The sequence below is a fragment of the Streptomyces sp. NPDC048106 genome, from assembly GCF_040706415.1.
Taxonomy (GTDB): Bacteria; Actinomycetota; Actinomycetes; order Streptomycetales; family Streptomycetaceae; genus Streptomyces.
This window is the reverse complement of record NZ_JBEZND010000003.1, coordinates 231,973-255,721: the sequence shown is the minus strand read 5'-3', so window position 1 is coordinate 255,721 and position 23,749 is coordinate 231,973. Positions and strand designations below refer to the sequence as shown.

At 73.7% G+C, this 23,749-nt stretch carries 18 protein-coding genes; 10 read left to right on the top strand and 8 right to left on the bottom strand.

All coding sequences use genetic code 11. From position 1 onward, the window contains the following. Positions 1 to 27 precede the first annotated feature (27 nt). The 4 genes from cyc2 (at position 28) to AB0927_RS04280 (ending at position 6,690) form a co-directional block, all read left to right on the top strand. Positions 28 to 2,190, top strand: coding sequence for a germacradienol/geosmin synthase Cyc2 (gene cyc2 / locus AB0927_RS04295; RefSeq protein ID WP_366665973.1), 2,163 nt, complete (start codon positions 28 to 30; stop codon positions 2,188 to 2,190). A 119-nt stretch (positions 2,191 to 2,309) separates the two neighbouring features. Further along, on the top strand, positions 2,310 to 4,193 hold the full coding sequence (phsA, locus tag AB0927_RS04290; protein ID WP_366665971.1) for an O-aminophenol oxidase PhsA: 1,884 nt from the start codon (positions 2,310 to 2,312) through the stop codon (positions 4,191 to 4,193). A gap of 375 nt (positions 4,194 to 4,568) precedes the next feature. Next, positions 4,569 to 5,696 (top strand): aminopeptidase P family protein, encoded by a 1,128-nt coding sequence (locus AB0927_RS04285; protein ID WP_366665969.1) that lies wholly within the window; start codon positions 4,569 to 4,571, stop codon positions 5,694 to 5,696. 61 nt (positions 5,697 to 5,757) lie between these two features. Continuing rightward, positions 5,758 to 6,690 carry an aminoglycoside phosphotransferase family protein gene (locus AB0927_RS04280; RefSeq protein ID WP_366665968.1) on the top strand — a complete coding sequence of 311 codons (933 nt, stop codon included), beginning with the start codon at positions 5,758 to 5,760 and terminating at the stop codon, positions 6,688 to 6,690. A 15-nt stretch (positions 6,691 to 6,705) separates the two neighbouring features. Here AB0927_RS04280 and treZ read toward each other — a convergent pair whose 3' ends face one another. After that, positions 6,706 to 8,451 carry a malto-oligosyltrehalose trehalohydrolase gene (gene treZ / locus AB0927_RS04275; protein ID WP_366665967.1) on the bottom strand — a complete coding sequence of 582 codons (1,746 nt, stop codon included), beginning with the start codon at positions 8,449 to 8,451 and terminating at the stop codon, positions 6,706 to 6,708. Between the two features lie 226 nt (positions 8,452 to 8,677). Between treZ and AB0927_RS04270 the strand changes: the two genes are divergently transcribed. Further along, positions 8,678 to 9,235: a DUF1707 and FHA domain-containing protein gene (locus AB0927_RS04270; protein ID WP_366666060.1), complete on the top strand. Its 558-nt coding sequence runs from the start codon at positions 8,678 to 8,680 to the stop codon at positions 9,233 to 9,235. A gap of 49 nt (positions 9,236 to 9,284) precedes the next feature. Here AB0927_RS04270 and AB0927_RS04265 read toward each other — a convergent pair whose 3' ends face one another. The 3 genes from AB0927_RS04265 to AB0927_RS04255 form a co-directional block, all read right to left on the bottom strand. Continuing rightward, positions 9,285 to 10,769: a hypothetical protein gene (locus AB0927_RS04265; RefSeq protein WP_366665966.1), complete on the bottom strand. Its 1,485-nt coding sequence runs from the start codon at positions 10,767 to 10,769 to the stop codon at positions 9,285 to 9,287. Between the two features lie 116 nt (positions 10,770 to 10,885). Continuing rightward, on the bottom strand, positions 10,886 to 11,032 hold the full coding sequence (locus AB0927_RS04260; RefSeq protein ID WP_366665965.1) for a hypothetical protein: 147 nt from the start codon (positions 11,030 to 11,032) through the stop codon (positions 10,886 to 10,888). Then, positions 11,029 to 11,178 (bottom strand): hypothetical protein, encoded by a 150-nt coding sequence (locus tag AB0927_RS04255; protein ID WP_366665964.1) that lies wholly within the window; start codon positions 11,176 to 11,178, stop codon positions 11,029 to 11,031. Before AB0927_RS04255 ends, AB0927_RS04260 begins: the two co-directional genes overlap by 4 nt. 391 nt (positions 11,179 to 11,569) lie before the next feature. Between AB0927_RS04255 and AB0927_RS04250 the strand changes: the two genes are divergently transcribed. The 4 genes from AB0927_RS04250 (at position 11,570) to AB0927_RS04235 (ending at position 15,059) form a co-directional block, all read left to right on the top strand. Continuing rightward, entirely contained in the window at positions 11,570 to 12,388 is an 819-nt protein-coding gene (locus AB0927_RS04250; protein WP_366665963.1) for an IclR family transcriptional regulator, read from the top strand. A gap of 147 nt (positions 12,389 to 12,535) precedes the next feature. Continuing rightward, on the top strand, positions 12,536 to 13,207 hold the full coding sequence (locus AB0927_RS04245; protein WP_366665962.1) for a TetR family transcriptional regulator: 672 nt from the start codon (positions 12,536 to 12,538) through the stop codon (positions 13,205 to 13,207). A 7-nt stretch (positions 13,208 to 13,214) separates the two neighbouring features. After that, the gene (locus AB0927_RS04240; protein WP_366665961.1) at positions 13,215 to 13,994 is read left to right on the top strand and encodes an SDR family NAD(P)-dependent oxidoreductase; all 780 of its coding nucleotides are present in this window, start codon (positions 13,215 to 13,217) and stop codon (positions 13,992 to 13,994) included. 24 nt (positions 13,995 to 14,018) lie between these two features. Further along, complete coding sequence (locus tag AB0927_RS04235; RefSeq protein WP_366665960.1) at positions 14,019 to 15,059, top strand: NAD(P)-dependent alcohol dehydrogenase; 1,041 nt, start codon at positions 14,019 to 14,021, stop codon at positions 15,057 to 15,059. Positions 15,060 to 15,160: 101 nt separating this feature from the next. On the opposite strand, the gene AB0927_RS04230 is transcribed toward AB0927_RS04235, so the two are convergent. The 3 genes from AB0927_RS04230 to AB0927_RS04220 form a co-directional block, all read right to left on the bottom strand. Further along, entirely contained in the window at positions 15,161 to 16,777 is a 1,617-nt protein-coding gene (locus AB0927_RS04230; RefSeq protein ID WP_366665959.1) for a flavin monoamine oxidase family protein, read from the bottom strand. 421 nt (positions 16,778 to 17,198) lie between these two features. Continuing rightward, complete coding sequence (locus AB0927_RS04225) at positions 17,199 to 18,452, bottom strand: M14 family zinc carboxypeptidase (protein ID WP_366665958.1); 1,254 nt, start codon at positions 18,450 to 18,452, stop codon at positions 17,199 to 17,201. Positions 18,453 to 18,576: 124 nt separating this feature from the next. Continuing rightward, positions 18,577 to 20,118, bottom strand: a complete 1,542-nt coding sequence (locus AB0927_RS04220) for an FAD-dependent oxidoreductase (protein ID WP_366665957.1) — start codon at positions 20,116 to 20,118, stop codon at positions 18,577 to 18,579. Between the two features lie 103 nt (positions 20,119 to 20,221). On the opposite strand from AB0927_RS04220, the gene AB0927_RS04215 reads away from it, so the two are divergent. Next, positions 20,222 to 21,136: a LysR family transcriptional regulator gene (locus AB0927_RS04215; RefSeq protein WP_366665956.1), complete on the top strand. Its 915-nt coding sequence runs from the start codon at positions 20,222 to 20,224 to the stop codon at positions 21,134 to 21,136. Here the strand turns inward: AB0927_RS04215 and treY are convergent. After that, positions 21,123 to 23,465, bottom strand: coding sequence for a malto-oligosyltrehalose synthase (treY, locus tag AB0927_RS04210; protein WP_366666059.1), 2,343 nt, complete (start codon positions 23,463 to 23,465; stop codon positions 21,123 to 21,125). The genes AB0927_RS04215 and treY overlap by 14 nt on opposite strands. Between the last annotated feature and the right edge of the window lie 284 nt (positions 23,466 to 23,749).

Below are 23,749 nucleotides of genomic sequence, written 5' to 3'. Positions count from 1 at the left end.
GTTCGGGGCCACGGGTAGGGCCCGCCCATGACGCAGCCGTTCGAACTCCCGCACTTCTACATGCCGTTTCCCGCGCGGCTCAACCCGCACCTCGACGAGGCCCGCGCCCATTCCACCGCGTGGGCGCGCGAGATGGGCATGCTGGAGGGCTCCGGGATCTGGGACCGGGCCGACCTGGAGGCGCACGACTACGGACTGCTGTGCGCCTACACCCACCCCGACTGCGACGGCCCCGCCCTCTCGCTGATCACCGACTGGTACGTGTGGGTGTTCTTCTTCGACGACCACTTCCTCGACATGTTCAAGCGGACCCAGGACCGCGCGGCCGGCAAGGCGCACCTCGACCGGCTGCCGCTCTTCATGCCGACCGACCCCGCCACCCCGGTGCCCGAGCCGGAGAACCCCGTCGAGGCGGGCCTGAAGGACCTGTGGGCGCGTACGGTGCCCGCGATGTCCCTGGACTGGCGCCGCCGCTTCTCCGTCGCCACCGAGCACCTGCTCAACGAGTCGATGTGGGAGCTGTCCAACATCAACGAGGGGCGGATCGCCAACCCCGTCGAGTACATCGAGATGCGCCGCAAGGTGGGCGGCGCGCCCTGGTCCGCCGGGCTCGTGGAGTACGCGACCGAGGAGGTGCCCGCCGCCGTCGCCGGGACGCGGCCGCTGCGGGTGCTCATGGAGACCTTCGCCGACGCCGTCCACCTGCGCAACGACCTGTTCTCCTACCAGCGGGAGGTCGAGGACGAGGGCGAGAACAGCAACGGCGTGCTCGTCCTGGAGACCTTCTTCGGCTGCACCACCCAGCAGGCCGCCGACACCGTCAACGACATCCTCACCTCGCGCCTGCACCAGTTCGAGCACACCGCGCTCACCGAGGTGCCCGCCGTCGCCCTGGAGAAAGGTCTCACCCCGGCCGAGGCGGCGGCGGTCGCCGCGTACACCAAGGGACTCCAGGACTGGCAGAGCGGCGGCCACGAATGGCACCTGCGCTCCAGCCGCTACATGAACAAGGGCGCGCGCGAGGACTCGCCCTGGCGGCTCCCCAGCGGCCCCGGCACCTCCGCGGCCCACGTCGGGGCCCTCCTCGCCGCCGCCGCGCACGAGCGCCTGCGCGCCTACACGCATGTGCCCCACCAGAAGGTCGGCCCCTCCGTCCTGCCCGAGTTCCGCATGCCGTACGCCGTGGCACTCAGCCCCCACCTCGACGCCGCCCGCCGCGAGTTGCGCGCCTGGTGCGACCGGGTGGGCATCCTCCGGGAGGGCGTCTGGGACGAGGACCGGCTGCGCGCCTGCGACCTCGCCCTGTGTGCCGCCGGACTGGACCCCGACGCCACCCCCGAGGCCCTCGACCTCAGCACCCAGTGGCTCGCCTTCGGCACCTACGGCGACGACTACTACCCGCTCGTCCACGGCCGCCGCGGGGACCTGGCCGGCGCCCGTCTGGCCACCGCCCGGCTGTCGGCCTGCATGCCGGTCGACGGCCCGCCCGCGCTCGTGCCCGGCAACGCCATGGAACGCTCCCTGACCGACCTGTGGGCCCGCACCACCGCCGGGATGAGCACGGAGCAGCGGCGCACCCTCAGGGCCGCGGTGGACACCATGACCGAGAGCTGGGTGTGGGAGCTGTCCAACCAGGCGCAGAACCGCGTCCCCGACCCGGTCGACTACCTGGAGATGCGCCGCGCCACCTTCGGCTCCGACCTCACCCTCGGCCTGTGCCGGATGGGCCGCGGCCCCGCCATCCCGCCGCAGGTCTACGAAAGCGGCCCGGTGCGCTCCCTGGAGAACGCCGCCGTCGACTACGCCTGCCTGGTCAACGACATCTTCTCCTACCAGAAGGAGATCGAGTACGAGGGCGAGATCCACAACGCCATCCTGGTCGTGCAGAACTTCTTCGGCATCGACTACCCGGCCGCACTCCGCGTCGTACACGACCTGACCACCCAGCGCATGCGGCAGTTCGAGCACGTGATCGCCCATGAACTGCCCGTGCTGTGCGACGACTTCGGGCTGTCCCGGGAGGCGCGCGCGGCGCTGGACGGGTATGTCCTCGACCTGCGCAACTGGCTGGCCGGGATCCTCAACTGGCACCGGAACGTGGACCGTTACCGGGATGCCTGGCTGGCGCGGCGCGCCCATGGATTCCTGCCCGACCGGATGCCCGCGCGACCGCTCCTCCCGCTGGGCTGACCGACCGTTTCGCAATCTTCTCGTACGGAATGGGGCATTCAGGGAACTTCGGCGGACTCCCGGCAGTCTTCACGGTCAAGGGGAACAACACAACGCGAGAACACGGGGGGTGTTCGAGCTTGACCGAGATCATCGAGCAGGCCGTCGGGAGGATCACCGGGGCGGCGGCGGAGACGAAGCAGGCCCACGGTGAACTGAGGCCGTACGTCGCACCGTTGACCGTGCCGCCGGTGCTGCGGCCGGAGGCGGCCGACGTCCGGCAGGAGACCGAGATCGCCCTGCGCCCGACCTGGGTGCGGCTGCACCCGCAGCTCCCGCCCACCCTGATGTGGGGCTACGACGGCCATGTCCCGGGCCCGACCATCGAGGTGCGGCGCGGCCGGCGCGTCCGCATCGCCTGGACCAACCGCATCCCCAAGGACGCCGAGTACCCGGTGACCGCGGTCACGGTGCCGGTCCGCGCGCCCGGCACCGCGCCCGCCACCACCGAGCCCGGCCGCGGCGGCGCCGAACCCGACAAGGACGTCGCCGCCCTGCCCGCCTGGACGGTCACCCACCTGCACGGCGCCCAGACCGGCGCCGGCAACGACGGCTGGGCGGACAACGCCGTCGGCTCCGGCGACGCCCAGCTGTCGGAGTACCCGAACGACCACCAGGCGACGCAGTGGTGGTACCACGACCACGCCATGAACATCACCCGCTGGAACGTGATGGCAGGGCTCTACGGCACCTACCTCGTCCGCGACGACGAGGAGGACGCCCTCCATCTGCCGTCCGGGGAGCGGGAGATACCGCTGCTGCTCGCCGACCGCAACCTCGACACCGACGAGGACGGCCGGCTCAACGGGCGGCTGCTGCACAAGACGGTCGTCGTCCAGCAGAGCAACCCGGAGACCGGCAAGCCGGTGTCCATCCCGTTCAGCGGGCCCTACACCACGGTCAACGGCCGCATCTGGCCGTACGCCGAGGTGGATTCCGCCTGGTACCGCTTCCGGCTGGTCAACGCCTCCAACGCGCGCATCTTCGACCTCGTGCTGATCGACGAGGACGGCGACCCGGTGCCCGGCATCGTGCACCAGATCGGCAGCGACGGCGGGCTGCTGCCGCGGCCCGTGCCGGTGGACTTCGGCGCGGAACTGCCCGCCCTGACCGCGGCGCCCGCCGAGCGCTTCGACCTGCTGGTGGACTTCCGGCGGCTGGCAGGCCGCACCCTGCGGCTGGTCAACAAGGGCCCCAACCAGCCGGCGGGCGTGCCCGACCCGGCCGGCGACGTGCGCTATCCGGCCGTCCTGGAGTTCCGGGTCCGCAAGGCGGCCGTGCGCGACACCTTCGAGCTGCCCGAGGTCCTGTCCGGCTCCTTCCGCCGGCTCACCCACGACACGCCGCACGGCCACCGGCTGGTCGTGCTCACCCCGCCCGCCGCCAAGGGCGCCGGCGGCCACCCGGAGATCTGGGAGATGACCGAGGTCACGGACACCGGCGGGCTGACGCTCCCGGCCGACGGCGTCATCCAGCTCACCGGCTCCGACGGCACCACCAAGACGTACCGGCGTACCGCGCGGACGTTCAACGACGGGCTCGGGTTCACCCTCGGCGAGGGCAGCTACGAGCAGTGGAGCTTCCTCAACCTCGCGCCCATCGTGCACCCCATGCACATCCACCTGGCCGACTTCCAGTTGCTGGGCCGGGACGCCTACGACGTCTCCGGCTTCGACCCGGCGGCCGGCGGCACCCGCACCCCGATCCGGTACGACGCGGGCACCGCGATCCCGCTCGCGCCCAACGAGCAGGGGTACAAGGACGTCTTCCGGGTGCCCGGCGGCCAGCTGCTGCGGGTCATGGGCCGCTTCGACGGGGCGTACGGCAGGTTCATGTACCACTGCCATCTGCTGGAGCACGAGGACATGGGCATGATGCGCCCGTTCGTCGTCATGCCGCCCGAGGCGATGAAGTTCGACCACGGTGCCGCGCACGACGGCGGCCACGGGGGGCACACGGGCTGAGCCGACTCCGAACCGGCTCCGAGCCCGGCTCCGAACCGTTCGTCGCGTCGCGGCCCGGGCCTCCGCCGGGCCGCGGCGCCCGCCGGGCATCCGCATCGAGCATCCGCATCGAGCATCCGCATCGAGCATCCGCGTCGGGCATCCGCGCCGGGAATTCGCTGGTCGGTGCGGCCCGCGCCGGTGATGATGGCCGTATGCCGACCGACCGGCCGCACCGAGGACCCCGACCCGCGCGGAATGCCGCGGCGCGCGCCGCGGCCGTGGGATCGTCCGATGGGGTCGCGTGGCCCGGTCCGGGCGGGCAGGATGCTGCCCGGGGCGCCGCTCGTGACGCCCCGGCACCTGCCCGACCAGCCAGATCGCCCGGAGGCCCGGATGACCGGTAGTACCACCACGCCCTTCAGCGCAGCCGACCACAGCGCCCGCATGGAGCGCGCCGCGCGTGCCGCGGCCGACGCCGGGCTCGCCGGGCTGCTCGTGGCGCCCGGCCCGGACATGGTGTGGCTGACCGGATACACCCCCACCGCCGTCACCGAGCGGCTCACCCTGCTGGTCCTCGCCCCCGGCCAGGACCCCGTGCTGGTCGTGCCGACCCTGGAGGCCCCGGACGCCGCGCAGTCCGCCGCGGGCGAGGCGCTGACACTGCGCGACTGGACCGACGGCAAGGACCCCTACGCCGTCACCGCGGACCTCCTCGACGGCCGCGGGCGCTACGGCATCAGCGACAACACCTGGGCGATGCACGTCCTCGGCCTCCAGCGCACCCTGCCCGACAGCTCGTACGCCGCCCTCACCGACGCCCTGCCCATGCTGCGCGCGGTCAAGGACGCCGCCGAGGTGGAGCTGCTCGCGGCCGCCGGAGCCGCGGCCGACGCGGCCTTCGAGGAGATCCGCAAGGTGCCCTTCGCCGGGCGCCGCGAGACCGACCTCGGCCAGGACCTCGCGGGGCTGCTGCGCCGCTTCGGCCACTCCCAGGTCGACTTCACCATCGTCGGCTCGGGACCCAACGGCGCCAACCCGCACCACGAGGTCGGCGACCGCGTCGTCCAGCGCGGCGACATGGTCGTCCTCGACTTCGGCGGCCTGAAGGACGGCTACGGCTCGGACACCACCCGCACGGTGCACGTCGGCGAGCCCACGGAGGAGGAGCGCCGGGTACACGACATCGTGCGCGCCGCCCAGGAGGCGGGCTACCAGGCGGTACGGCCGGGCGTGGCCTGCCAGGAGGTCGACCGCGCCGCCCGCGCGGTGATCGCCGACGCCGGGTACGGCGAGTACTTCATCCACCGCACCGGGCACGGCATCGGCGTCACCACGCACGAGCCGCCGTACATGATCGAGGGCGAGGAGCTGCCGCTGGTGCCCGGCATGTGCTTCTCGGTGGAGCCCGGCATCTATCTGCCCGGCCGGTTCGGCGTGCGCATCGAGGACATCGTCACCGTGACCGAGGACGGCGGCCGGCGCCTCAACAACACCACCCGTGACATGGTCATCGTGGACTGACGCCCCAGGGCGGCCCCAGGGAGACCAACCCGACGACACCCGGAACGGCAACGCGCGATCCATGACCCAGGCACCGATCCCCACCGCGGACACCGTCCGCCAGCTGGTCCGTTCGCTGCTCAAGGAAGGCCCGGAGGGCGACGGACCCGACGTCCGGCCCGTGCGGGAGGGACACGCGTACACCTGGTGGGTCGGCACCCGCCAGGTGCTGCGCCTCGCCCCCGACCGGGAGGCCTCCGCCCGCCGTCGCCGGGAGCTGCGGCTGCGCGCCCTGGTCCGCCCGCACGTCCTGGTCGCGGTGCCCGTCAGCGTCGCGCACGCCGACTGGGCGCCCGGCCTCGCCTGCACCCTCGACACCGTGGTGCCCGGCGGCACCGCCGAGGAGCACGAGGTGTCGGCGGCCGGCGAGGCCGATCTCGCCGGGCTGCTCACGGGCCTGCGCGCGGTGCCGGTACGGCAGGCCGAGTCGCTCGGCGTGCCCCGCGCCGCCCCGCGCTCGCTGGAGGCGCTGCGCCGGATGGCCGTGCACGCGGCCGAACGGCTCGCCGTCGCCGACGAGTTCGACGCCGCGCCGATGTACCAGTTGACCCCGGCCGGCGCGGCCCAGCTCGCCGCGCAGCCCGGCGTCGCGGTGCTCACCCACCACGGGCTGACCGGCGAACACGTGGTGGTCAGCGCCGACGGGCGGGTGCGCGGCGTCCTGGACTGGACCGAGGCGGCGCTCGGCGACCCCGCCGAGGACATCGCGGGACTCGCCGTCGCCGTCGGCTCCCCGGCCGCCGTCCGCGCCGCCACCCTCGCCGGTTACGGCGCCCGCCCCTGCCTGCGCGGCCTGTGGCTCGCCCGCTGCGACACGGTCCTGCGCCTCATGGACCACCTCGACGGCCGCACCCCCGGCGACCCGGCGCTGCTGCGCGCCCAGCTCCGCCGGGCGTGGGAGCCGATCCTGCTGGAGCGGGTGACCGACTTCAAGACGGCGGGGGAGGAACCGTGATCGGCACCCGCCGCCTCAGGGCTGCGTGAGCACCACGCACGACTCCCCGGGCAGTTGCAGCATGCCGTCCGCCCCCGGCGCCTCCACCGGCTCCCACGCGGCCAGCACCAGGGCCGGGCGGGAGCCCAGCGGGATGGCGGCCGGTTCCTTGCCCAGGTTCACCGCGACCCGTACGTCGCCCCGCCGGAAGGCCAGCCAGCGGGCCTCCTCGTCGTAGGCCACCTTCGTGTCGGCGAGGTCCGGGTCGGTGAGGTCCGGCAGGTCGCGGCGCAGGGAGATCAGCAGGCGGTACCACTCCAGCACCCGCGCGTGCGGCGGGCGCCCGGGCTCCGACCAGTCCAGACAGGAGCGGTCCCGGGTCGCCGGGTCCTGCGGGTCCGGCACGTCCTGCTCGGCCCAGCCGTGCGCCGCGAACTCCCGGCGCCGGCCGCGTCGTACCGCCTCCGCCAGGCCGGGATCGGTGTGGTCGGCGAAGAACTGCCAGGGGGTGCCGGCCGCCCACTCCTCGCCCATGAACAGCATCGGCGTGAACGGCGCGGTCAGCACGAGCGCCGCCGCGCAGGCCAGCAGGCCGGGGGAGAGGTGGGCGGAGAGCCGGTCGCCCTGCGCGCGGTTGCCGATCTGGTCGTGGGTCTGGGCGTAGCCGAGCAGCCGGTGCCCGGCGACCCGCGCGCGGTCCAGCGGACGGCCGTGGTGCCGCTCCCGGAAGCCGGAGTACGTGCCGTCGTGGAAGTAGCCCCCGGTGAGCGTCCTGGCCAGCGCGGCGAAGGGCGCCCGCGCGAAGTCCGCGTAGTAGCCCTGGGACTCGCCGGTCAGCGCGGTGTGCAGGGCGTGGTGGAAGTCGTCGTTCCACTGCGCGTGCAGCCCGAGCCCGTGCTCCGCGCGCGGCGTGATGAAGCGGGGGTTGTTGAGATCGGACTCGGCGATCAGGAACAGCGGCCGGCCCAGCTCCGCCGCGAGGCCGTCCACGGCCTCCGACAGCTCCTCCAGGAAGTGGCGGGCCCGGGTGTCGTACAGCGCGTGCACCGCGTCCAGCCGCAGCCCGTCCAGCCGGAAGTCCCGCAGCCACGCCAGCGCGCTGTCGACGAGGAACGCGCGCACCTCGTCCGAACCGGGCGCGTCCAGGTTCACGGCCGCGCCCCACGGCGTGGTGTGCGTGTCGGTGAAGTACGGCCCGAACGCGGGGAGATGGTTGCCGGAGGGCCCCAAGTGGTTGTGCACGACGTCCAGGACGACGCCGAGCCCCAGTTCGTGCGCCCGGTCCACGAACCGCTTCAGCGCCTCGGGGCCGCCGTACGGCTCGTGCACCGCCCACAGCGACACCCCGTCGTACCCCCAGCCGTGCCGCCCGGGGAACGGGCACACCGGCATCAACTCCACGTGTGTGATGCCCAGTTCCACCAGATGACCGAGGCGGGCGGCTGCCGCGTCCAGGGTGCCCTCGGGGGTGTACGTGCCCACGTGCAGCTCGTAGAGCACCGCACCCGGCAGCCCCCGCCCCGGCCACGGCGCGCGCCACGCGTACCGTCCCTGGTCCACGACGGCGCTGAGTCCGTCCGGGCCGTCCGGCTGGCGGCGCGAGCGCGGGTCGGGCAGCACCGGACCGTCGTCCAGCGCGAACCCGTACCGCGCGCCGTCGTCCGCCGCCGCCTCCCCCCTCCACCAGCCCCTGCGATCGGGATCGCGCGCCAACGCGTGCGCGGCGCCCTCGCACTGGAGCGTCACCCGGTCTGCCTGCGGTGCCCACACCTCGAACTGCACGGACGGTTCCCCTTCGTCTGCTCACCGTGATGTCCCGCGCTCCCATCGTGCCCGCCCGGACGGGTGATCCGCCCTTCAATCGGGGCCTTTCCCTCCAGGTGTCGTGGAACGTTTCCCGACGGGCCGCGCGGAAGTGCCGGTGCGCGGGCGCCGATTGCCCGTTTTCTGGACACCCGCCGCCCGCTGACCGACAATCACAGGCGTGACGTCGTCCTTCGAGTTCCCCATCGCCCCGGCCCCGGCCTCGGTCCCGGCCCCGGCGTCCGCGCGGCTGTCCGACGCGGAGCGGGACGCGGCGCTGGAGGTGCTGCGGGACGGCGCGGCCAAGGGCCGGCTGTCGCACGACACGTTCCTGCACCGCATGGAACTGGCCCTCGCCGCACGTCACGCCGACGAACTCGCCGTCCTCATCGCCGATCTGCCCCGCGAGAACCGGGTCTCCCGCGCGGTCTTCGGCACCGTGGAGGCCGTCTCCGGGTTCACGGTACGGCTGCGCCGCGCCTGGCAGGCCGAGCGGCTGCCCAAGCTGCTGCTGCCGGGACCGGCGCACACCCGTCCGCTGCGCATCGGCCGCGACCCGGGCAACGGGCTGCGGCTGACCCACGAGACGGTCTCCCGGGTGCACGCCGAACTCAGCCACCAGGGCGGGCTGTGGATCCTGCGGGACCTCGGCTCCACCAACGGCACCACCGTCAACGGCCGCCGGGTGATCGGCGCGGTCGTGGTCCGCGCGGGCGACCAGGTCGCGTTCGGGCGGGTGGCGTACCGGCTGTCGGTGAGCTGAGCGCGCCCTCCGGCGTACTCCTGACGCCGGAGGGGGTCGTGAGTGCCCGTCAGCGACGGGTGATCCGCAGCACTCCGGTCTCCGTGCCCTGGTAGAGGGTGCCGTCCGGCGCGGTGGTGCCGGTCATCTGGAGGGGGTTGTAGAGCAGGCCGAGACCGATGGACGACGTCTTCTGGACCGTGCCGGTCGCGGGGTCGACGACCGCGTAGGAGTAGTCGGCGAAGGTGTTGGAGCCGACCACGTCCGTCGGCCCGCTGACCGTGAAGGTGTAGATCCTGCCGTCGTCGAGCGAGAGCCGGGGCAGCGCCGCCGACTTCACGCCGCTGTTCCACACGAGGTGGCAGCCGCTGCCGTCCGCGTCGACGTCGATCCGGCTCATGCCGCCGTCGAAGTCCGCGGAGGACGGGACGCTGGGCGGGGCGCCGTCCGGGAGCGCCGGGTAGGCGTAACCGAAGGTGTTGGTGACGAAGACGCTGCTGCCGCTGGCGATGACGGCGTCCTCGGTGCCGCTCTGGGCGTACTGGGTGAGGACCGGGGTGGCGCACAGCGGGGTGGGACCGTCGGCGACCCGGTACACCAGCAGGTTCTCGTGCGGCGCCGCGTTGTCGGTGATGGTGACGTACTCGGTGCCGTCGCCGGGGCCGAAGAAGCTGGGCGTGGCGCCGGTGCCCCAGCTGAGCTGGCCGGGCTTGCGGCCCGGGCCGCGGTCGTAGGCCGCCCGCCAGTCGATCACGGGGGTCCCGTCGGCCGTCTGGCTCAGCAGGTACAGCGCGTGGTCGGTGGCCACGGCGGTGTGGCCCGGCACCGTGGAGATGCTGTTGCCGATGCCCTCGCCGGTGCTGAGGGTGCGCACGGCTCCGGTCGCGGTGTCAACGGTCCCGATGACGCCGCCGGCGCTGGCGAACCACACGCGGCCGTCCCACCCGGGGCTGAGGCCGACGACGGCGTCACCGGCCGGGAGGGCACCGGCCAGCGGGGTGGACTGGTCGACCGTCAGCTTCCAGTCGCCGCCCTGGAGGTGGTGGCCGATGCGCAGCAGGTTGTCGTCACCGTCGACGACGACCAGCGCACCCGTCGCGTCCAGGTAGGCGTAGACGCCGCCGAACAGGCTTCCCTTCGGCAGGGCGAGCGACGCCAGATCGCCGCCCGTCGCCGGGTCGAGCAGATGCACGGTCGGGGTCTGCCCGAAGATCGTGGTGCACAGGGTGACGGGATACCCGTCGGAGCCGATGACGACGGTGGGGCAGGCCGAGGCCAGTGCGGTGCGGCTCCAGGCGATAGAGCCGGTCCCGGGCCCGGCATAGGGCGTGGTGTCGCTCGACGCGCTGTCACCGTGCATGGTGGCCGTGCCGTTCGGCGCGGTGGCCGGGTTCTGCGGCGGCAGGGGGCCGAAGCCGGGGGTGGTGGCCGAGGCGGTGGCGGTGGCGGTGGTCGCCGCCACCACGGCGGCCGCCACCACGGCGGCCGCCACCACGGCGGCCGCCACCGCGGCCAGCAGGTGGCGGAGGCGGCGACGCGGGGCAGGTGGGCGCATGGCGGGGTCCTTCGCTGAGGTCGAGGCGGGAGGTCCGGCGGCCGGACGGAGAGGACAGGGAGGAAAGGAAGGCCAGGGAGGACGGGGAGCACGGGGAGGACGGAGGGGGTGGGGAGTCAGGCGAGTCGGCGCAGGGCGAGGTCGGCGAGGAGGGCGGCGCCGTCCGGCAGCACCGCGTCGTGGAACACCGCGTCCGGGGCGTGGTTCCCCGGGACGGTGCGGGGGTCGCGGCCCGGCGGGCAGGCGCCGAGGCTCGTCATCACCCCGGGAACGTCGGCGAGCACCCACCGATGTCGTCGGAGACGAGAGCGGGGTGGGTGGCCTCGGCCAGGGTCCCGCGGTCGGCCGCGATGCCGGTGGCGGTCGGGACGGGGCAGCGGGTGAACCAGATCTCGTCCGGAACGGACATGGGTGCTCCAAGCGGCATACGGGGGGGAAGGCGGGGCGCGGGCGAACCCGGCGCGTGCGGCGCTCGGTTCACCACCACGCGAGAAGTCGTACGAGGGCGGGTGCGGCGGTCGTCAGCGACAGCCGGTGCCGCGGGACCCGCAGAGGTCCAGGTAGAGCCGCGCGGCCAGCGGCGGGCGGAACGGGTCGAGCGGACCGGGCGTCGTCGTCACGGGTGCTCCCCTTCCGTTGCGGTGTGCGGCGTGCAACGGAGGCTGGCACACGTGTTCCGCCCGGAGCAATGCTTCCCACCATGTGGCATGCCCTTCGTCGGGCAGCGTTCACAGGAGGAGACACGGCGCAATGTTCTGGCAACAGTTGCCAGATCGTGGCAGCCTCCGCATGCTGGGGTCATGACGACGGATGCGCGCACCAGCGTTCCCGACGCGCCTCCGGGAGCGCAGGCGGTCACCCGCGCGCTGCGGCTGCTGCACTGTTTCCGGGACAACGTCGGAGAGCTGACCGCCTCCCAACTCGCGCGCCGCATGGAGCTGTCGGTGTCCACCGCGCACCGGCTGGCCCGAACGCTGGTCGCCGCGGGCTTCCTGGAGCAGGACGAGCGCAGCGCCCGCTACCGGCTCGGCCCCTCGGTCGCCGAACTGGGCCAACTCTCCCTGCACCAGCGGGGCATGCACCGCGTCGGGCCCGAACTCGACGCGCTGGCAAGGGCCACCGGCACCACGGCCGACCTCGCCATCCGCGGCGGCGCCCACGCGGTGATCCTGGCCGGCGGATCGGTGAACGCGGCGTCCGGACTCGGCCTGCGCCGCCCGCTGCACTCCACGGCCCTGGGCAAGGTGCTGCTGGCGTGGGCGCGCCCTGGTGAGCAGGGCCTCGACGCGCTGCCGCCGCTGCGGGCGCACACCGACCGCACCATCACCGCGCCGGCCGAGCTGCGCGCCGAGCTGGACCGCGTCCGGAAGGCGGGATTCGCCCTCAACGACGGCGAGTCGGCCTACGGGGTGCGCACCGCCGCGGTGCCGGTCCTCGACGCCGCCGGCCACGCGCACGCGGCCCTCGCGGTGCGCTCCACCCCCGACGTCATCACCGACGACCGGCTCGCCTGGTTCGTGAGCCGGGCCAACGCGTGCGCCCGCGCCCTGGAGGTGCTGCTGCTGCCCCCGGCGCAGCGGCACGCCGCCGCTGACGCGGCCGTCCTGGAGGATCGCTGAACATCTCGCCGTGAGGGCGGTTCCGCTGGCGGCGGGGCCGCCCTCCGTGCTTCTCGTGTCCCCGTGACGTGCTTCTGGTGTCCCAGTGAGACACATGTCCCAGTGGGAAAAGTGTCCCATTGGGACATGGAGAGGTATCGTGCGGATATGAAAGCGACGGAGCTTCCCACCGCCACCACCGGGGACCGGCGGCAGCGCAAGGCTCGAAGGACACGTGACGCGATGGCCACCGCCGCGGTCGACCTGATCTTCGAACGGGGTCTCGCCGCCACCACCGTGGAAGCCATCGCGGAGCGCGCCGACGTGACCCGCCGGACCTTCAGCCGGTACTTCGCCGGCAAGGAGGACGCGGCCCTCGACTTCGTCCGCGGTGACGGCGACCGCATCAACGCCCTCCTGCGCGAACGCCCCGCCGCCGAACCTCCCCTGCTGGCCTACCGCAGAGCCGTACGCGACTGGCTCGCCGACCGGGAGAACCCCGCCTGGCACGTCCGGCCCCGCATGCGCCGGCTGCTGGCCCTGGTGGACGGCGAACCCGCGCTTTTCGCCGCGTACGAACGCATCCGGGTCGACGCCCAGGAGGAATCGATCCGCATCATCGCCGAACGGCTCGACACCGACGAGGTACGGGACGTACGCCCCGCCGTCGTGGTCGACGCCGCCGCCGGAGTCCTCACCGCCGCGCTGCGCCTGTGGGCGCGGGGCGCGTCGGGCGACGACTCCGCCGCCGCAGACCTCGCCGCCCTGGTGGAGCAGGCCTACGACGCCCTGACCTCGGAGGCCGCCCAGGCGGCCACCGACCGCAACAGCGAAGAGTGAAGGCACCATGAGCACCATCTCGAACACCGCGTACGCGACCGAGTTCGCCGGGCGCAGCGCCCTCGTGACCGGTTCCGCCTCCGGCATCGGCCTGGCCACCGCCCGGCGGCTGGGCGCCGCCGGCGCCGGAGTCGTCATCGCCGACTACAACGAAGAGGGCGCCGCGAAGGCCGCCGCCGAACTGAAGGCCGAGGGCATCAAGGCCGCCGCGGTCCGGCTCGACGTCACCTCGCCCGAGTCCGTCGAGGCCGCCGTCTCCTTCGCCGTCGACACCTTCGGTGGCCTCGACCTGGCCGTGAACAACGCCGGAATCGGCGGCCCGAGCGCGCCCACCGGTGAGTACGACATCGAGGCCTACAACCGCGTCGTACGCACCAACCTCGACGGCGTCTTCTACTCCCTGCGTTACGAGCTGCCCGCCATCGAGGCCACCGGCAACGGCGGCGCGATCGTCAACGTCGCCTCCATCCTCGGCTCGGTCGGCTTCGCCGGTTCGGCCGCCTACGTCGCCGCCAAGCACGGCGTGGTCGGTCTGACCAAGACCGCGGCCGCCGAGTACGCGGCCAGGAACATCCGCGTCAACGCCGTCGGCCCCGGCTTCATCGAGACCCCGCTGCTCCAGGGCATGGACCAGGCCGCGCACGACGGCCTGGTCGCCCTGCACCCCGCCGGCCGCCTCGGCCGCCCCGCGGAGGTCGCGGAACTGGTCGCCTTCCTGCTGTCCGACCGTGCCTCGTTCGTGGCCGGCAGCTACCACCTCGTCGACGGCGCCTACACCGCCCTCTGAGCCCCAGGAAAGGAGCCACACGCCATGAAGGCACTGCAGTACCGCACCGTCGGCGCCGCCCCCGAGGTCGTCACCGTCCCCGACCCCGAGCCCGGTCCCGGACAGGTCCTGCTGAAGGTCACCGCGGCGGGCGTCTGCCACTCCGACATCGCGGTGATGAGCTGGCCCGCCGAGAACTTCCCCTACCCGCTGCCGCTGACCCTCGGCCACGAGGGCGTGGGCACCGTCGCCGCCCTGGGCGCCGGCGTCACCGGCCTCAGCGAGGGCGACGCCGTCGCCGTCTACGGCCCCTGGGGCTGCGGCACCTGCGCCAAGTGCGCGGAGGGCAAGGAGAACTACTGCCTGCGGGCGGCCGAGTTGGGCATCATGCCGCCCGGCCTCGGCTCCCCGGGCTCGATGGCCGAGTACATGATCGTCGACGACCCCCGGCACCTGGTGCCGCTGGAGGGCCTGGACCCGGTGGCGGCCGTACCGCTGACCGACGCCGGGCTGACGCCGTACCACGCGATCAAGCGGTCGCTGCCCAAGCTGGTCGCCGGCTCCACCGCCGTCGTCATCGGCACCGGCGGTCTCGGCCATGTCGCCATCCAACTGCTGCGCGCCATGACCCCGGCCCGGGTCATCGCCCTGGACGTCAGCGAGGACAAGCTCGAACTGGCCCGCGCCGTGGGCGCCCACGAGGCCGTCCTCTCCGACGCGCAGGCCGCGGGCAAGGTCCGCGACCTGACCTCCGGCACCGGCGCGCAGGCGGTCTTCGACTTCGTCGGCGTCGAGCCCACCGTCCGCACCGCCGCCGCCGTCGCCGGTGTCGAGGCCGACGTCACCATCGTCGGCATCGGCGGCGCCGCGCTGCCCGTCGGCTTCGGCCTGCTGCCCTTCGAGGTCTCGGTCACCGCGCCCTACTGGGGCACGCGCGCCGAGCTCATGGAGGTGCTCGCACTGGCCCGTTCGGGCGCCGTGTCGGTGCACACCGAGACGTTCTCGCTGGACGACGCGCCGGTCGCCTACGAGCGGCTGCACGCCGGCACGATCAACGGCCGTGCGGTGATCCTGCCCAACGGCTGACCACCACCGCGCCCCGGCCGGGCCACCGCGTTCTCGCTCGCGGTGGCCCGGCCGCTCTCACGGGCGGACTCCGGTCGCCCACCGCGGGCCCGCGGGGCGGGTCAGGAAGCCAGAACCCGCTGATGCAGTGCGGTGACGACCTTGCGGGCGGAGGAGATCGCGCCGCACTGCCAGGCGTCCAGGTAGCTCAGGTAGTCGCCGGCGAAGTAGACGTTGCCCTGGGCCTGGTTGAGCGGGGCGAACGCTGGGGCGTCGGGGCCGCCGGACATGGAGTGCCAGGCGGCCTCGATGTGCGGGGCGAACTTCCACTGGTGCGAGTACGAGGCCGCGAGTTCCGACCGGTACTTCTCACCGTGGATCTTCACGCCCTGGGTGACGGCGCGCTCCAGACGCTGGGCCGGGGTGAGCGCCGAGTAGGCGTCGGAGTGGGAGCCGGTGTTGTAGTAGCCGATGACGGTGCCTCGCTCGCCGAGGTGACCGTAGGACGGGTACCAGATGTGGTCCAGATCCAGGTCGGTCTCGGTGATACCGCCCATGATCTTGAAGTCGGTCTCCCACCAGCGGCTCTTGTACTCCAGGCCGATCTTGGAGGCCTGGGAGGGCCGCACGGCCCCCAGGGCGCTCTGCACCGTGGAGCCGAGGTTGTGGGAGGTCCGGGCGAGGATCCAGGGTGCCAGCGTGGCGATGCAGTAGTCCGCGGTGATGACCTTGGTGACGCCGTTACGGGTGTAGGTGACCTCGACGCCGTCGGAGGTGTTCCTGATGTCGGTGACCGCGGCACCGGTGCGGATCCTGCCGGGACCGATGGCCTTCGCGAACGCCATGGGTATCGCGTCCATGCCGCCGACCGGCTGGAACATCAGCATGGCCTGGTCGTAGCCGAACTCGAAGGAGAAGTAGCGGCCGACGTTCGAGGCGAAGACCTCGGACAGGGACGGTATGTCGCCGAGTACCACGCCGGGGGTGCCCGCGGCACCCGGATCGGCGCTGAAGCCGCGGTGCTCGGTGCCGGTGTACTTGTAGTCGGAGCCGAGGGAGCCGTAGCTCTTCAGGAAGGTGAGCAGCCGCTCCTTGTCGTCGGTGCTCAGCTCGGCGTCCAGGGCGCCGGTGCTGGTGGCCTTGGCGAGCAACTCGGAGACGTAGCCGTACACATCGGCCTTGGCGGTGCGGTAGGCGACCGGGGCCTTCATGCCGGTGGACTCGTTGTAGATGAGGGCACTGGCGTTGGTGTTGGTGAACACCTCGACCGGTACCCCGAGTTCTCGGCAGTAGTCCAGGGTGCTCATCCACTGGGCGAGACGGCCCGGGCCGCAGTTCATGTACTGGCCCTGGCTGAAGGTCACATTCTGGGTGACACCGTTCAGGTCGGTGACGGTGTCACCGCCGCGCACGGTGAAGTTGCGGCCGCCGACGCGGTCGCGGGCCTCCAGTACGGTGCAGTCGTACCCAGCCTTGCCGAGCTCGTAGGCGGAGGTGAGGCCGGCTATGCCGCCGCCGATGACGACGACTTTGGCGGGCTTGCCGCCTCGGCCCTGGAGAGTGAAGTCACCGCGTCGGGGAGCGATGAAGGGCGCTTCCTTCTCGGCGGCGTAGGCGGCGGTGGGGGCGAGCCCGAGAGCTCCCATGGTGGCGAACATGGCCCCGGCGCCACCGGTGATCCCGACAGCCCGCAGGAAACCACGTCGGCTGGTGCCCGATCCCGGCTGAGACTCTGCCATCTGGCGGATCCCCTTTCAGTAGGACGCACCACTGGTGTCTGGGAACCGGTGGTGATCTTGAAAGACGAGGAGATCCTCACCGCGCCGTGTTACGAGCCACCCCGCTCAGGCGTGTCGAGCGCGTTTCTCCGTGTTACATGCCATGCGCATTACAGGAACGGCTGGCTGAAACGCGGAAGTGCCTGCCCTCTTGAGACCCCGCGAGCCCGGCGTGATCCAGACGAGAGGCCCTAGCCTAGGGGGTGTCCGGCGGATCTTGGCGCAGACGCGGGGTCCGGCACGCCGATCTGCGGCGTTGTCGTCGGTCGCCGACGCCCGCGTCGACTCCCTCCTCCGCCTTGCATCTCGACGCACCAGACCCCGCTCACCTGGGTCAAAACCGTGCCGTGACTTCCGTCCACCAAGATCCGCCGGACACCCCCTAGCAGTCCGCCTGCTCCCGGGCCTGCTGGGCTGCCAGCAGTACCGTGCGGGACTGGTGCTCCACCTGGTGGTCCAGCGGCACCCAGCGGGCCCGGAAGCGCTGCGCGAAGGCGTCGGACCAGGCGGCGACGAGCCGTTCGAGGTCCGGCGCCGCCCGGTCGCCGCTCTGCCGCAGCACCCGCAGCAGCATCGCGGCCGCCCGCAGCGGCAGCCGCCGGCCGAAGGCGTCCACGCTGCCGACGTAGGCCATCGTCGTGGCGGCCGGCGCGGTGTGGGTCCAGTCCTCGGCCAGGCCCGGGATCAGCTCCAGCGCCCAGCGCGCGGCCCGCAGCAGCGGCCCGTCGGCGCCGTCGAGCCGGGGCAGCGCCTCGGTCAGCACCCGCTCCACCTGCGAGGAGTCCCGCAGCAGCCGCTGGGCCAGCCGCCGCATCGCCGCCTCCGGCGCCGGGTGCGGCGCCGGGTCGTCCACCAGGTCGCTGGCCCACATCGGCACCTCCACCACGGCGGTCAGGCCGCCGTAGCGGTGCGCGTGGTACCAGGTGCTGTGCCGGGCGTCGTCCGGCATGCTCGGGTAGGCCACGCCCGTCTCCGGACCGGGCATCACATGCACACCGGGCCCGGACGCCGGCCAGCCCGCGGCGTCCGAGGCGCCCGTCTCCACCGGGATGTGCAGTTGGGCCGCCGACTTTGCGAACGGCTCCGCGAGGCCCGGCACGTCACGGGTCAACTGCACCCAGCTACCGCCCAGATCGGTGCCGTGCAGGGTCACCTGGAGGTAGGGGCGCAGCTCGTCGATCACGCGGGTCAGCGTCCGCGTCTCGGGCGGCAGCCGGTCCGGGGGCAGCACGGACGGTGACCACTCCGGCTGCTCGGCGCCCGTGGGCCGGTAGAAGCCGAGGTGGTAGTCGAGCAGGCTGCGCGGCGCCGGGGTGACATGGAGGGCGGCGCCGTCCGGGTCCGCGCACAACAGGAAGTGCCAGGAGGTACCGGTACGCAACTCGCGTTCGGCCGCCACCCGTTGGGCCAGCATCCGCAGGGTCGATCCGCCGGCCGGCTCGTTGGCGTGGGCGCCCGCCACCACCAGGACCGACCGCCGGGCGTGCCCCACCGACAGCAAATGCAGCGGGCGTCCCGCGCGCGAGACGCCCACCTGCCGCAGCGCGCACAGCCCAGGTTCCGAACCCGCCAACGCCCTTGCGCAGGCGACCAGTTCGGGAACGCTGGGATAGCGCAGCTCCGGCAGGAGACTCACCCCCGATTCGTCCGCCCTGCTTCGCCCTCCCAGTCCCGCACGGCACGCGGTGGCTGTCAAGCGTCCGGCGGGATACCCCACCGGCAAGCGCCAACCGGAGCCGGTGCCACCGCATCCGCCGTGGTCACCGCTGGTGCAGCCCCCGTCCCGCGAGCGTCAGGAAGACCTCGCCCACCGCCTCCGAGAGCGTCGGGTGCGGGTGCACGTGCCGGGCCACGTCGGCGGGTTCGGCGTCCCAGCCGACGATGAGCTGGCCCTCGGCGATCAGTTCCGAGACGTGCGGGCCGACCAGGTGCACCCCGAGCACCCGTCCGCCACCCGCCTCCGCGACGACCTTCACCATCCCGCCCCGGCCGTGCACCATCCCCTTCGCCAGGGCGGTCAGCGGCATGCTGTTCACGGTCACCTCGTGCCCCCGCCCCCGCGCCTCGGCCTCCGTGAGCCCGACGGAGGCGGTCCCCGGCGAGGAGTACGTCACCCGGGGGACGGTCGCGTAGTCGACCGGCGCGGGCCGCAGCCCCGCGAGCGTCTCGGCGACGACCAGCCCTTCGGCGAAGGACGCGTGGGCGAGACCGAGCGACGGGGGCGGCAGCAGGTCGCCGACGACATGGACACCCGGCACCGCCGTCTCCAGCCGGTCCCAGTCGGCCGGTACGACGAATCCCCGCGCGTCCGCCGCGAGGCCGGCGGCGGCCAGGTCCAGGCCGTCGGTGACCGGCACCCGGCCGACCGCCACCAGCAGCCGCCGTGCCGTCAGCGTCCGGGTCTCGCCGCGCGCGGTGCGCACCCGGGCCCGTACCCCGTCCGTCAGCACCTCCGCGTCCAGCAGCCGCGCCCCCGCCTGCACATCGATGCCGCGCCCCCGCAGCCCCCGGGTGAGATGCCGGCTCACGTCCGCGTCCTCCAGGGGCACGATCCGCTCGGCCGCCTCCACCAGGGTGACCTCCGCGCCCAGGGAGCGGTGCAGGGAGGCGTACTCCACGCCGATCGCGCCCCCGCCGAGGACCAGGACCGACTCCGGCAGCCCCGGCGCGAACAACGCGTCGTCGCTCGTCACCACGCGCTGCCCGTCCGGCTCCAGACCGGGGAGCGTGCGCGGGCGCGAACCGGTGGCGAGGACGATGCCTCGGCGCGCGGTGAGGTGGTGCGCCCCGGGCGTACCGTCGGCACCCACGCCCCCGACCGATCCGGCGCCCCCGTCCGTTCCGGCGCCCCCGACCGTCCCTGCGCCTCCCACCGATCCGGCACCCGCTACCGTCCCGGCGCCTCCGTGCTGTCCCGCGCCCTCCACGGACACCGTCCGCGCCCCCGTCAGCCGCGCGCTGCCCCCCACCACCCGCACGCCCGCCTCCGCCAGATGCGCCCGCAGCCCCTTGTGGTTGCGCGCCACGATGTCGTCCCGGGTGGCGACCAGCGCCGGCCAGTCGACGGAGTCCAGCGTGACCTGCACGCCCCATCGCTCCCGGGCCTCGGCGATCCCGTCGACCAGTTCGGCGGCGTGCAGCATCGCCTTGCTCGGGACGCAGCCGCGGTGCAGACAGGTGCCGCCCAGCTCGTCGCGTTCGACGAGGACGACGCCGAGGCCGAGGGCGGCGGCGCGCAGGGCGGTGCCGTAGCCGCCCGTGCCGCCGCCGATGACGATGACATCCGCTGTGTTCGTGCTCATGACCACCACCCTGCGGCCGTCCCTTGCCATGAGTCCAAGGCAATGTTCTTGTGGAATCCATGCACAACGCTCATGGGAGGGTGGCGAGTTGAGCCTGCGGCAGATGGAGTACTTCGTGACGGTCGTCCAGGAGGCGTCCTTCACGCGCGCGGCGGACGCCCTGCACGTCACCCAGCCCGCGCTCTCGCACCAGATCAAGGCGCTGGAGAAGGAGGTCGGCGGGGCCCTGCTGGAGCGGCTGCCCCGGGGCGTGCGGCTCACCCCGATGGGCCGCGCGTTCCTGCCGCACGCCGAACTCGCCGTGCGCAGCGCCGCCCGGGCCCGCCGCGCGGCCCGCGCCGCCGCCGGGGCCGAGGGCGGCGAACTCCATGTCGCCGCCCTGCACTCCATCGCCGTCGGCGCCCTGCCCGACGTCTTCGCCCGCTGGCGCGCCGCCCACCCGCGGGTCCTGCTGCGGCTGCACGAGTACGCCACCGCCGAGGCACTGGAGGACGCCGTGCGGCGCGGCACCGCCGACCTCGCCATCGGCCCGGAGCCCGTCGAGCCGCCCGGGACCGTCGTGCCGATCGGCGCGGAGGAGATCGTCCTGGTGGTGCCGTTCGACGACCGGCTCGCGGGGCGCGCGACGGTGACGCTGCCCGAGCTGGCCGACCACGCCTGGATCCGCTGCGCCATGGAGCCCGTCGTGCACGGCGCGCGCTTCCTCGACTGGGCCTGCGGGCGTGCCGGGTTCACCCCGCGGACCGCCGTGTGGACCGAGCAGTCCTCGACGGCCGTGCGGATGGCCGCCGCCGGGGTCGGGGTGTGCGCCGCGCCGACGCACATCGTGCGCGGCGCCGTCGGCGAGGACTGCGTGCTCCTCACCCCCGACCCGGCCTGGCGGCGCCCGCTGGCCGTCTACGCCCGCGCGGCGCCCACCGGGGCCGCCGCTGCCTTCGTGGAGCTGCTGTGCGCCGTGTGGCCCGCCGTGAACACCCTTCCGGGCCGGCCCGACGAGCCGGCCCTCAGTCCCGCGTGACCCGCTCCAGCAGCGCCACCGGCAGCGGCCCGAACAGCTCGGCGAGTCCTACCTGGCCGGTGAACTCCCGTTCCGGCGCCAGCACGTCGGCCCAGTGGCCGGGCGGCAGCGGCAGCCGGGTGTCCTGCCAGCCGCCCGACTCCGCGAGCCGCAGCGACAGGCGGGTCACCGCCGTGATCACCTCTCCGGAGCGGGCGAAGGCCGTGCAGTGCTCCGCCGCGGGGCCCCGCGCCGACAGCGGTTCGTACGACGCGGACGCCCCGAAGGCACCGGGCCTGCGGGCCCGCAGCCGCAGCGCCGCGCTCGTCAACGCGCCCTTCTCACCGGCGTCTTCGGGCGGCAGGGAGACCGGCAGGCGGTTGTCCGGGTCCACCAGGGCCCGGTACTCGGCCTCGGCGCCCTGGTAGACGTCCGGGACCCCCGGCATCGTCAGATGCACCAGGGCCGTGCCGAGGACGTTGGCCCGCACATGCGGCTCCAGCGACTTCCGGAAGGCGGCCACGCGTTCACCGGGCGGCCCGCAGGGACCGGCCGCGACGAAGGCGGCCACCGCCTCCTCGTACGGCTCCTCCCGCTCGGTCCAGCTGGTGTACAGGCCGGCCTCGCGCACGTGCTTCAGCAGGTACCGCCGCACCCGTTCCTCCTCGGCGGGACCCAGGCCGAACGCCGTCTGCCAGGCTGCCCAGACCAGTTGCCGGTCCGGGGCGCCCGCCGCGGGCCGGGTCACCTCGGTCACCAGTTCCGCCCAGCGGCCGGGGCACTCGGTGAGGACGGCGAGGGCCGCGCGGACGTCGGCGCTGCGCTTGGTGTCGTGCGTGGTGACGGCGGTGCCGGTGAGCGGGCGCTCGCGCTGGACGCGGGCGCAGTACGCGTGGAACTCGCGCGGGGAGACGCCCGGCCGGCCCGGGTCGCCGCCCACCTCGGTCGCCGACAGCAGCGGCACATAGCGGTAGAACGCGGTGTCCTCGACGGACTTGGCCCGCAGCGCCGAGGCCGTCTGCGCGAACCGGGTGCGCAGCTCGACCCGGTCGGCGTGGTCCGGCGCGGCCGGATCGCCGGGCGGTTCGACCAGCAGCCGGCGCACGAGATCGACGGCCGCCCCCTCCTCGGGCACCGCGAAGGCGAGCCGGGCCTCCTCGGCGGCCCGTTCGGTGACGGCGGCGGCCGCGTCCCCGGAGGCGTACGGCCGGTACACCCGCATGCGGACCAGGAGTTCCTCCAGGGCCGTGCGCAGCGCCCAGGGCGCCCGGTCGCGCAGCGCGAGGTCGGGCGAGGTGGCGCACAACCGCGCCGCGACCCGGGTGAGCCGCTCGGTCTCGGCGGCCAGCTCGTGGGTGAGCACCTTGTAGGCGGCCCGGCGGACCGTGGCGTCCCAGACGCCGCCCCGGTCCGGCTGCGGGGCCGCGAACCGCCGGTATTCCGCGACGAGTTCGGCGGCGCCCTCGGGGTCGGTGAACAGACCGTCGACCCGGCGCAGGGCGTCGTAGCCGGTGGTGCCCGCGATCGGCCAGGAGGCGGGCAGCGGCTCGTCGTCGGCGAGGATCTTCTCGATCACCGTCCAGCGGCCGCCGCTCGCCTCGTGCAGCCGGGCGAGATAGGAGTCGGGGTCGGCGAGCCCGTCGGGGTGGTCCACCCGCAGCCCATCGGCCACGCCCTCCTCCAGCAGCTGGAGGATCTTGGCGTGGGTGGCGTCGAACACCTCCGGCTCCTCCACTCGCACCCCGATCAGCTCCGAGATGCTGAAGAACCGGCGGTAGTTCAGCTCGGTGCGGGCCAGCCGCCACCACACCGGGCGGTACCACTGGGCGTCGAGCAGTTCCGGCAGCGGCAGCCGCTCGGTGCCGGCGCGCAGCGGGAGGACGTGGTCGTGGAGGCGCAGCACCTCGCCGTCGACCGTCAGGTGCGCCAGTTCGGCGCCGAGCGGGCCGCCCAGCACCGGCAGCAGCAGCCGTCCGCCCCCGGCGTCCCAGTCGATGTCGAACCAGCGTGCGTACGGCGACTCCGGTCCCTCGCGCAGCACCTCCCACAGGGCGCGGTTGTGCCGGGGCGCCATCGCCATGTGGTTCGGCACGATGTCGAGCACCAGGCCCAGGCCGTGCTCGCGGGCGGTCCGGGACAGCGCCCGCAGCCCCTCCTCGCCGCCCAGCTCCTCGCGGACGCGGGAGTGGTCCACGACGTCGTAGCCGTGCGTGGAACCCGGCACGGCCTCCAGGACGGGGGACAGGTGCAGGTGCGAGACGCCGAGCGACGCCAGGTACGGGACGGCCGCGGCGGCGGCGGAGAACGGGAAGGCGGGCTGGAGCTGGAGCCGGTAGGTGGCCGTGGGCACCCCCGGTCCGGGTCGCGCAGAGGTCATGGGGAGCTACGTACCCATCCCGCCGCATTTCGTGTCACCCCGGCGGGGCCGGTGGGCGAGGCGGCTCACATTCGCTCACCCACATGGCCTAGGGCGTGTTTCGAAAGTCCCTCCCCCAGCCTTCGGCCGGGAGGTGCCCCCAGCACCAGACGCCGCGGGCCCCGCCCTTCGGGCGGACGACGCTACTTTCGAAACACGCCCTAAGACGCCTGCGCCGGTCGCCGGAGGACCGCGAGGCCGCGGCCCGCCGGCGCCAG

Excerpts from the sequence above, each read along its gene's own strand:
- cyc2 (WP_366665973.1), top strand. The coding sequence starts at position 28 with ATGACGCAGCCGTTCGAACTCCCGCACTTCTACATGCCGTTTCCCGCG.
- AB0927_RS04285 (WP_366665969.1), top strand. The coding sequence starts at position 4,569 with ATGACCGGTAGTACCACCACGCCCTTCAGCGCAGCCGACCACAGCGCC.
- AB0927_RS04280 (WP_366665968.1), top strand. The coding sequence starts at position 5,758 with ATGACCCAGGCACCGATCCCCACCGCGGACACCGTCCGCCAGCTGGTC.
- AB0927_RS04265 (WP_366665966.1), bottom strand. The coding sequence starts at position 10,769 with ATGCGCCCACCTGCCCCGCGTCGCCGCCTCCGCCACCTGCTGGCCGCG.
- AB0927_RS04255 (WP_366665964.1), bottom strand. The coding sequence starts at position 11,178 with ATGTCCGTTCCGGACGAGATCTGGTTCACCCGCTGCCCCGTCCCGACC.
- AB0927_RS04250 (WP_366665963.1), top strand. The coding sequence starts at position 11,570 with ATGACGACGGATGCGCGCACCAGCGTTCCCGACGCGCCTCCGGGAGCG.
- AB0927_RS04245 (WP_366665962.1), top strand. The coding sequence starts at position 12,536 with ATGAAAGCGACGGAGCTTCCCACCGCCACCACCGGGGACCGGCGGCAG.
- AB0927_RS04240 (WP_366665961.1), top strand. The coding sequence starts at position 13,215 with ATGAGCACCATCTCGAACACCGCGTACGCGACCGAGTTCGCCGGGCGC.
- AB0927_RS04235 (WP_366665960.1), top strand. The coding sequence starts at position 14,019 with ATGAAGGCACTGCAGTACCGCACCGTCGGCGCCGCCCCCGAGGTCGTC.
- AB0927_RS04230 (WP_366665959.1), bottom strand. The coding sequence starts at position 16,777 with ATGGCAGAGTCTCAGCCGGGATCGGGCACCAGCCGACGTGGTTTCCTG.
- AB0927_RS04220 (WP_366665957.1), bottom strand. The coding sequence starts at position 20,118 with ATGAGCACGAACACAGCGGATGTCATCGTCATCGGCGGCGGCACGGGC.
- AB0927_RS04215 (WP_366665956.1), top strand. The coding sequence starts at position 20,222 with ATGGAGTACTTCGTGACGGTCGTCCAGGAGGCGTCCTTCACGCGCGCG.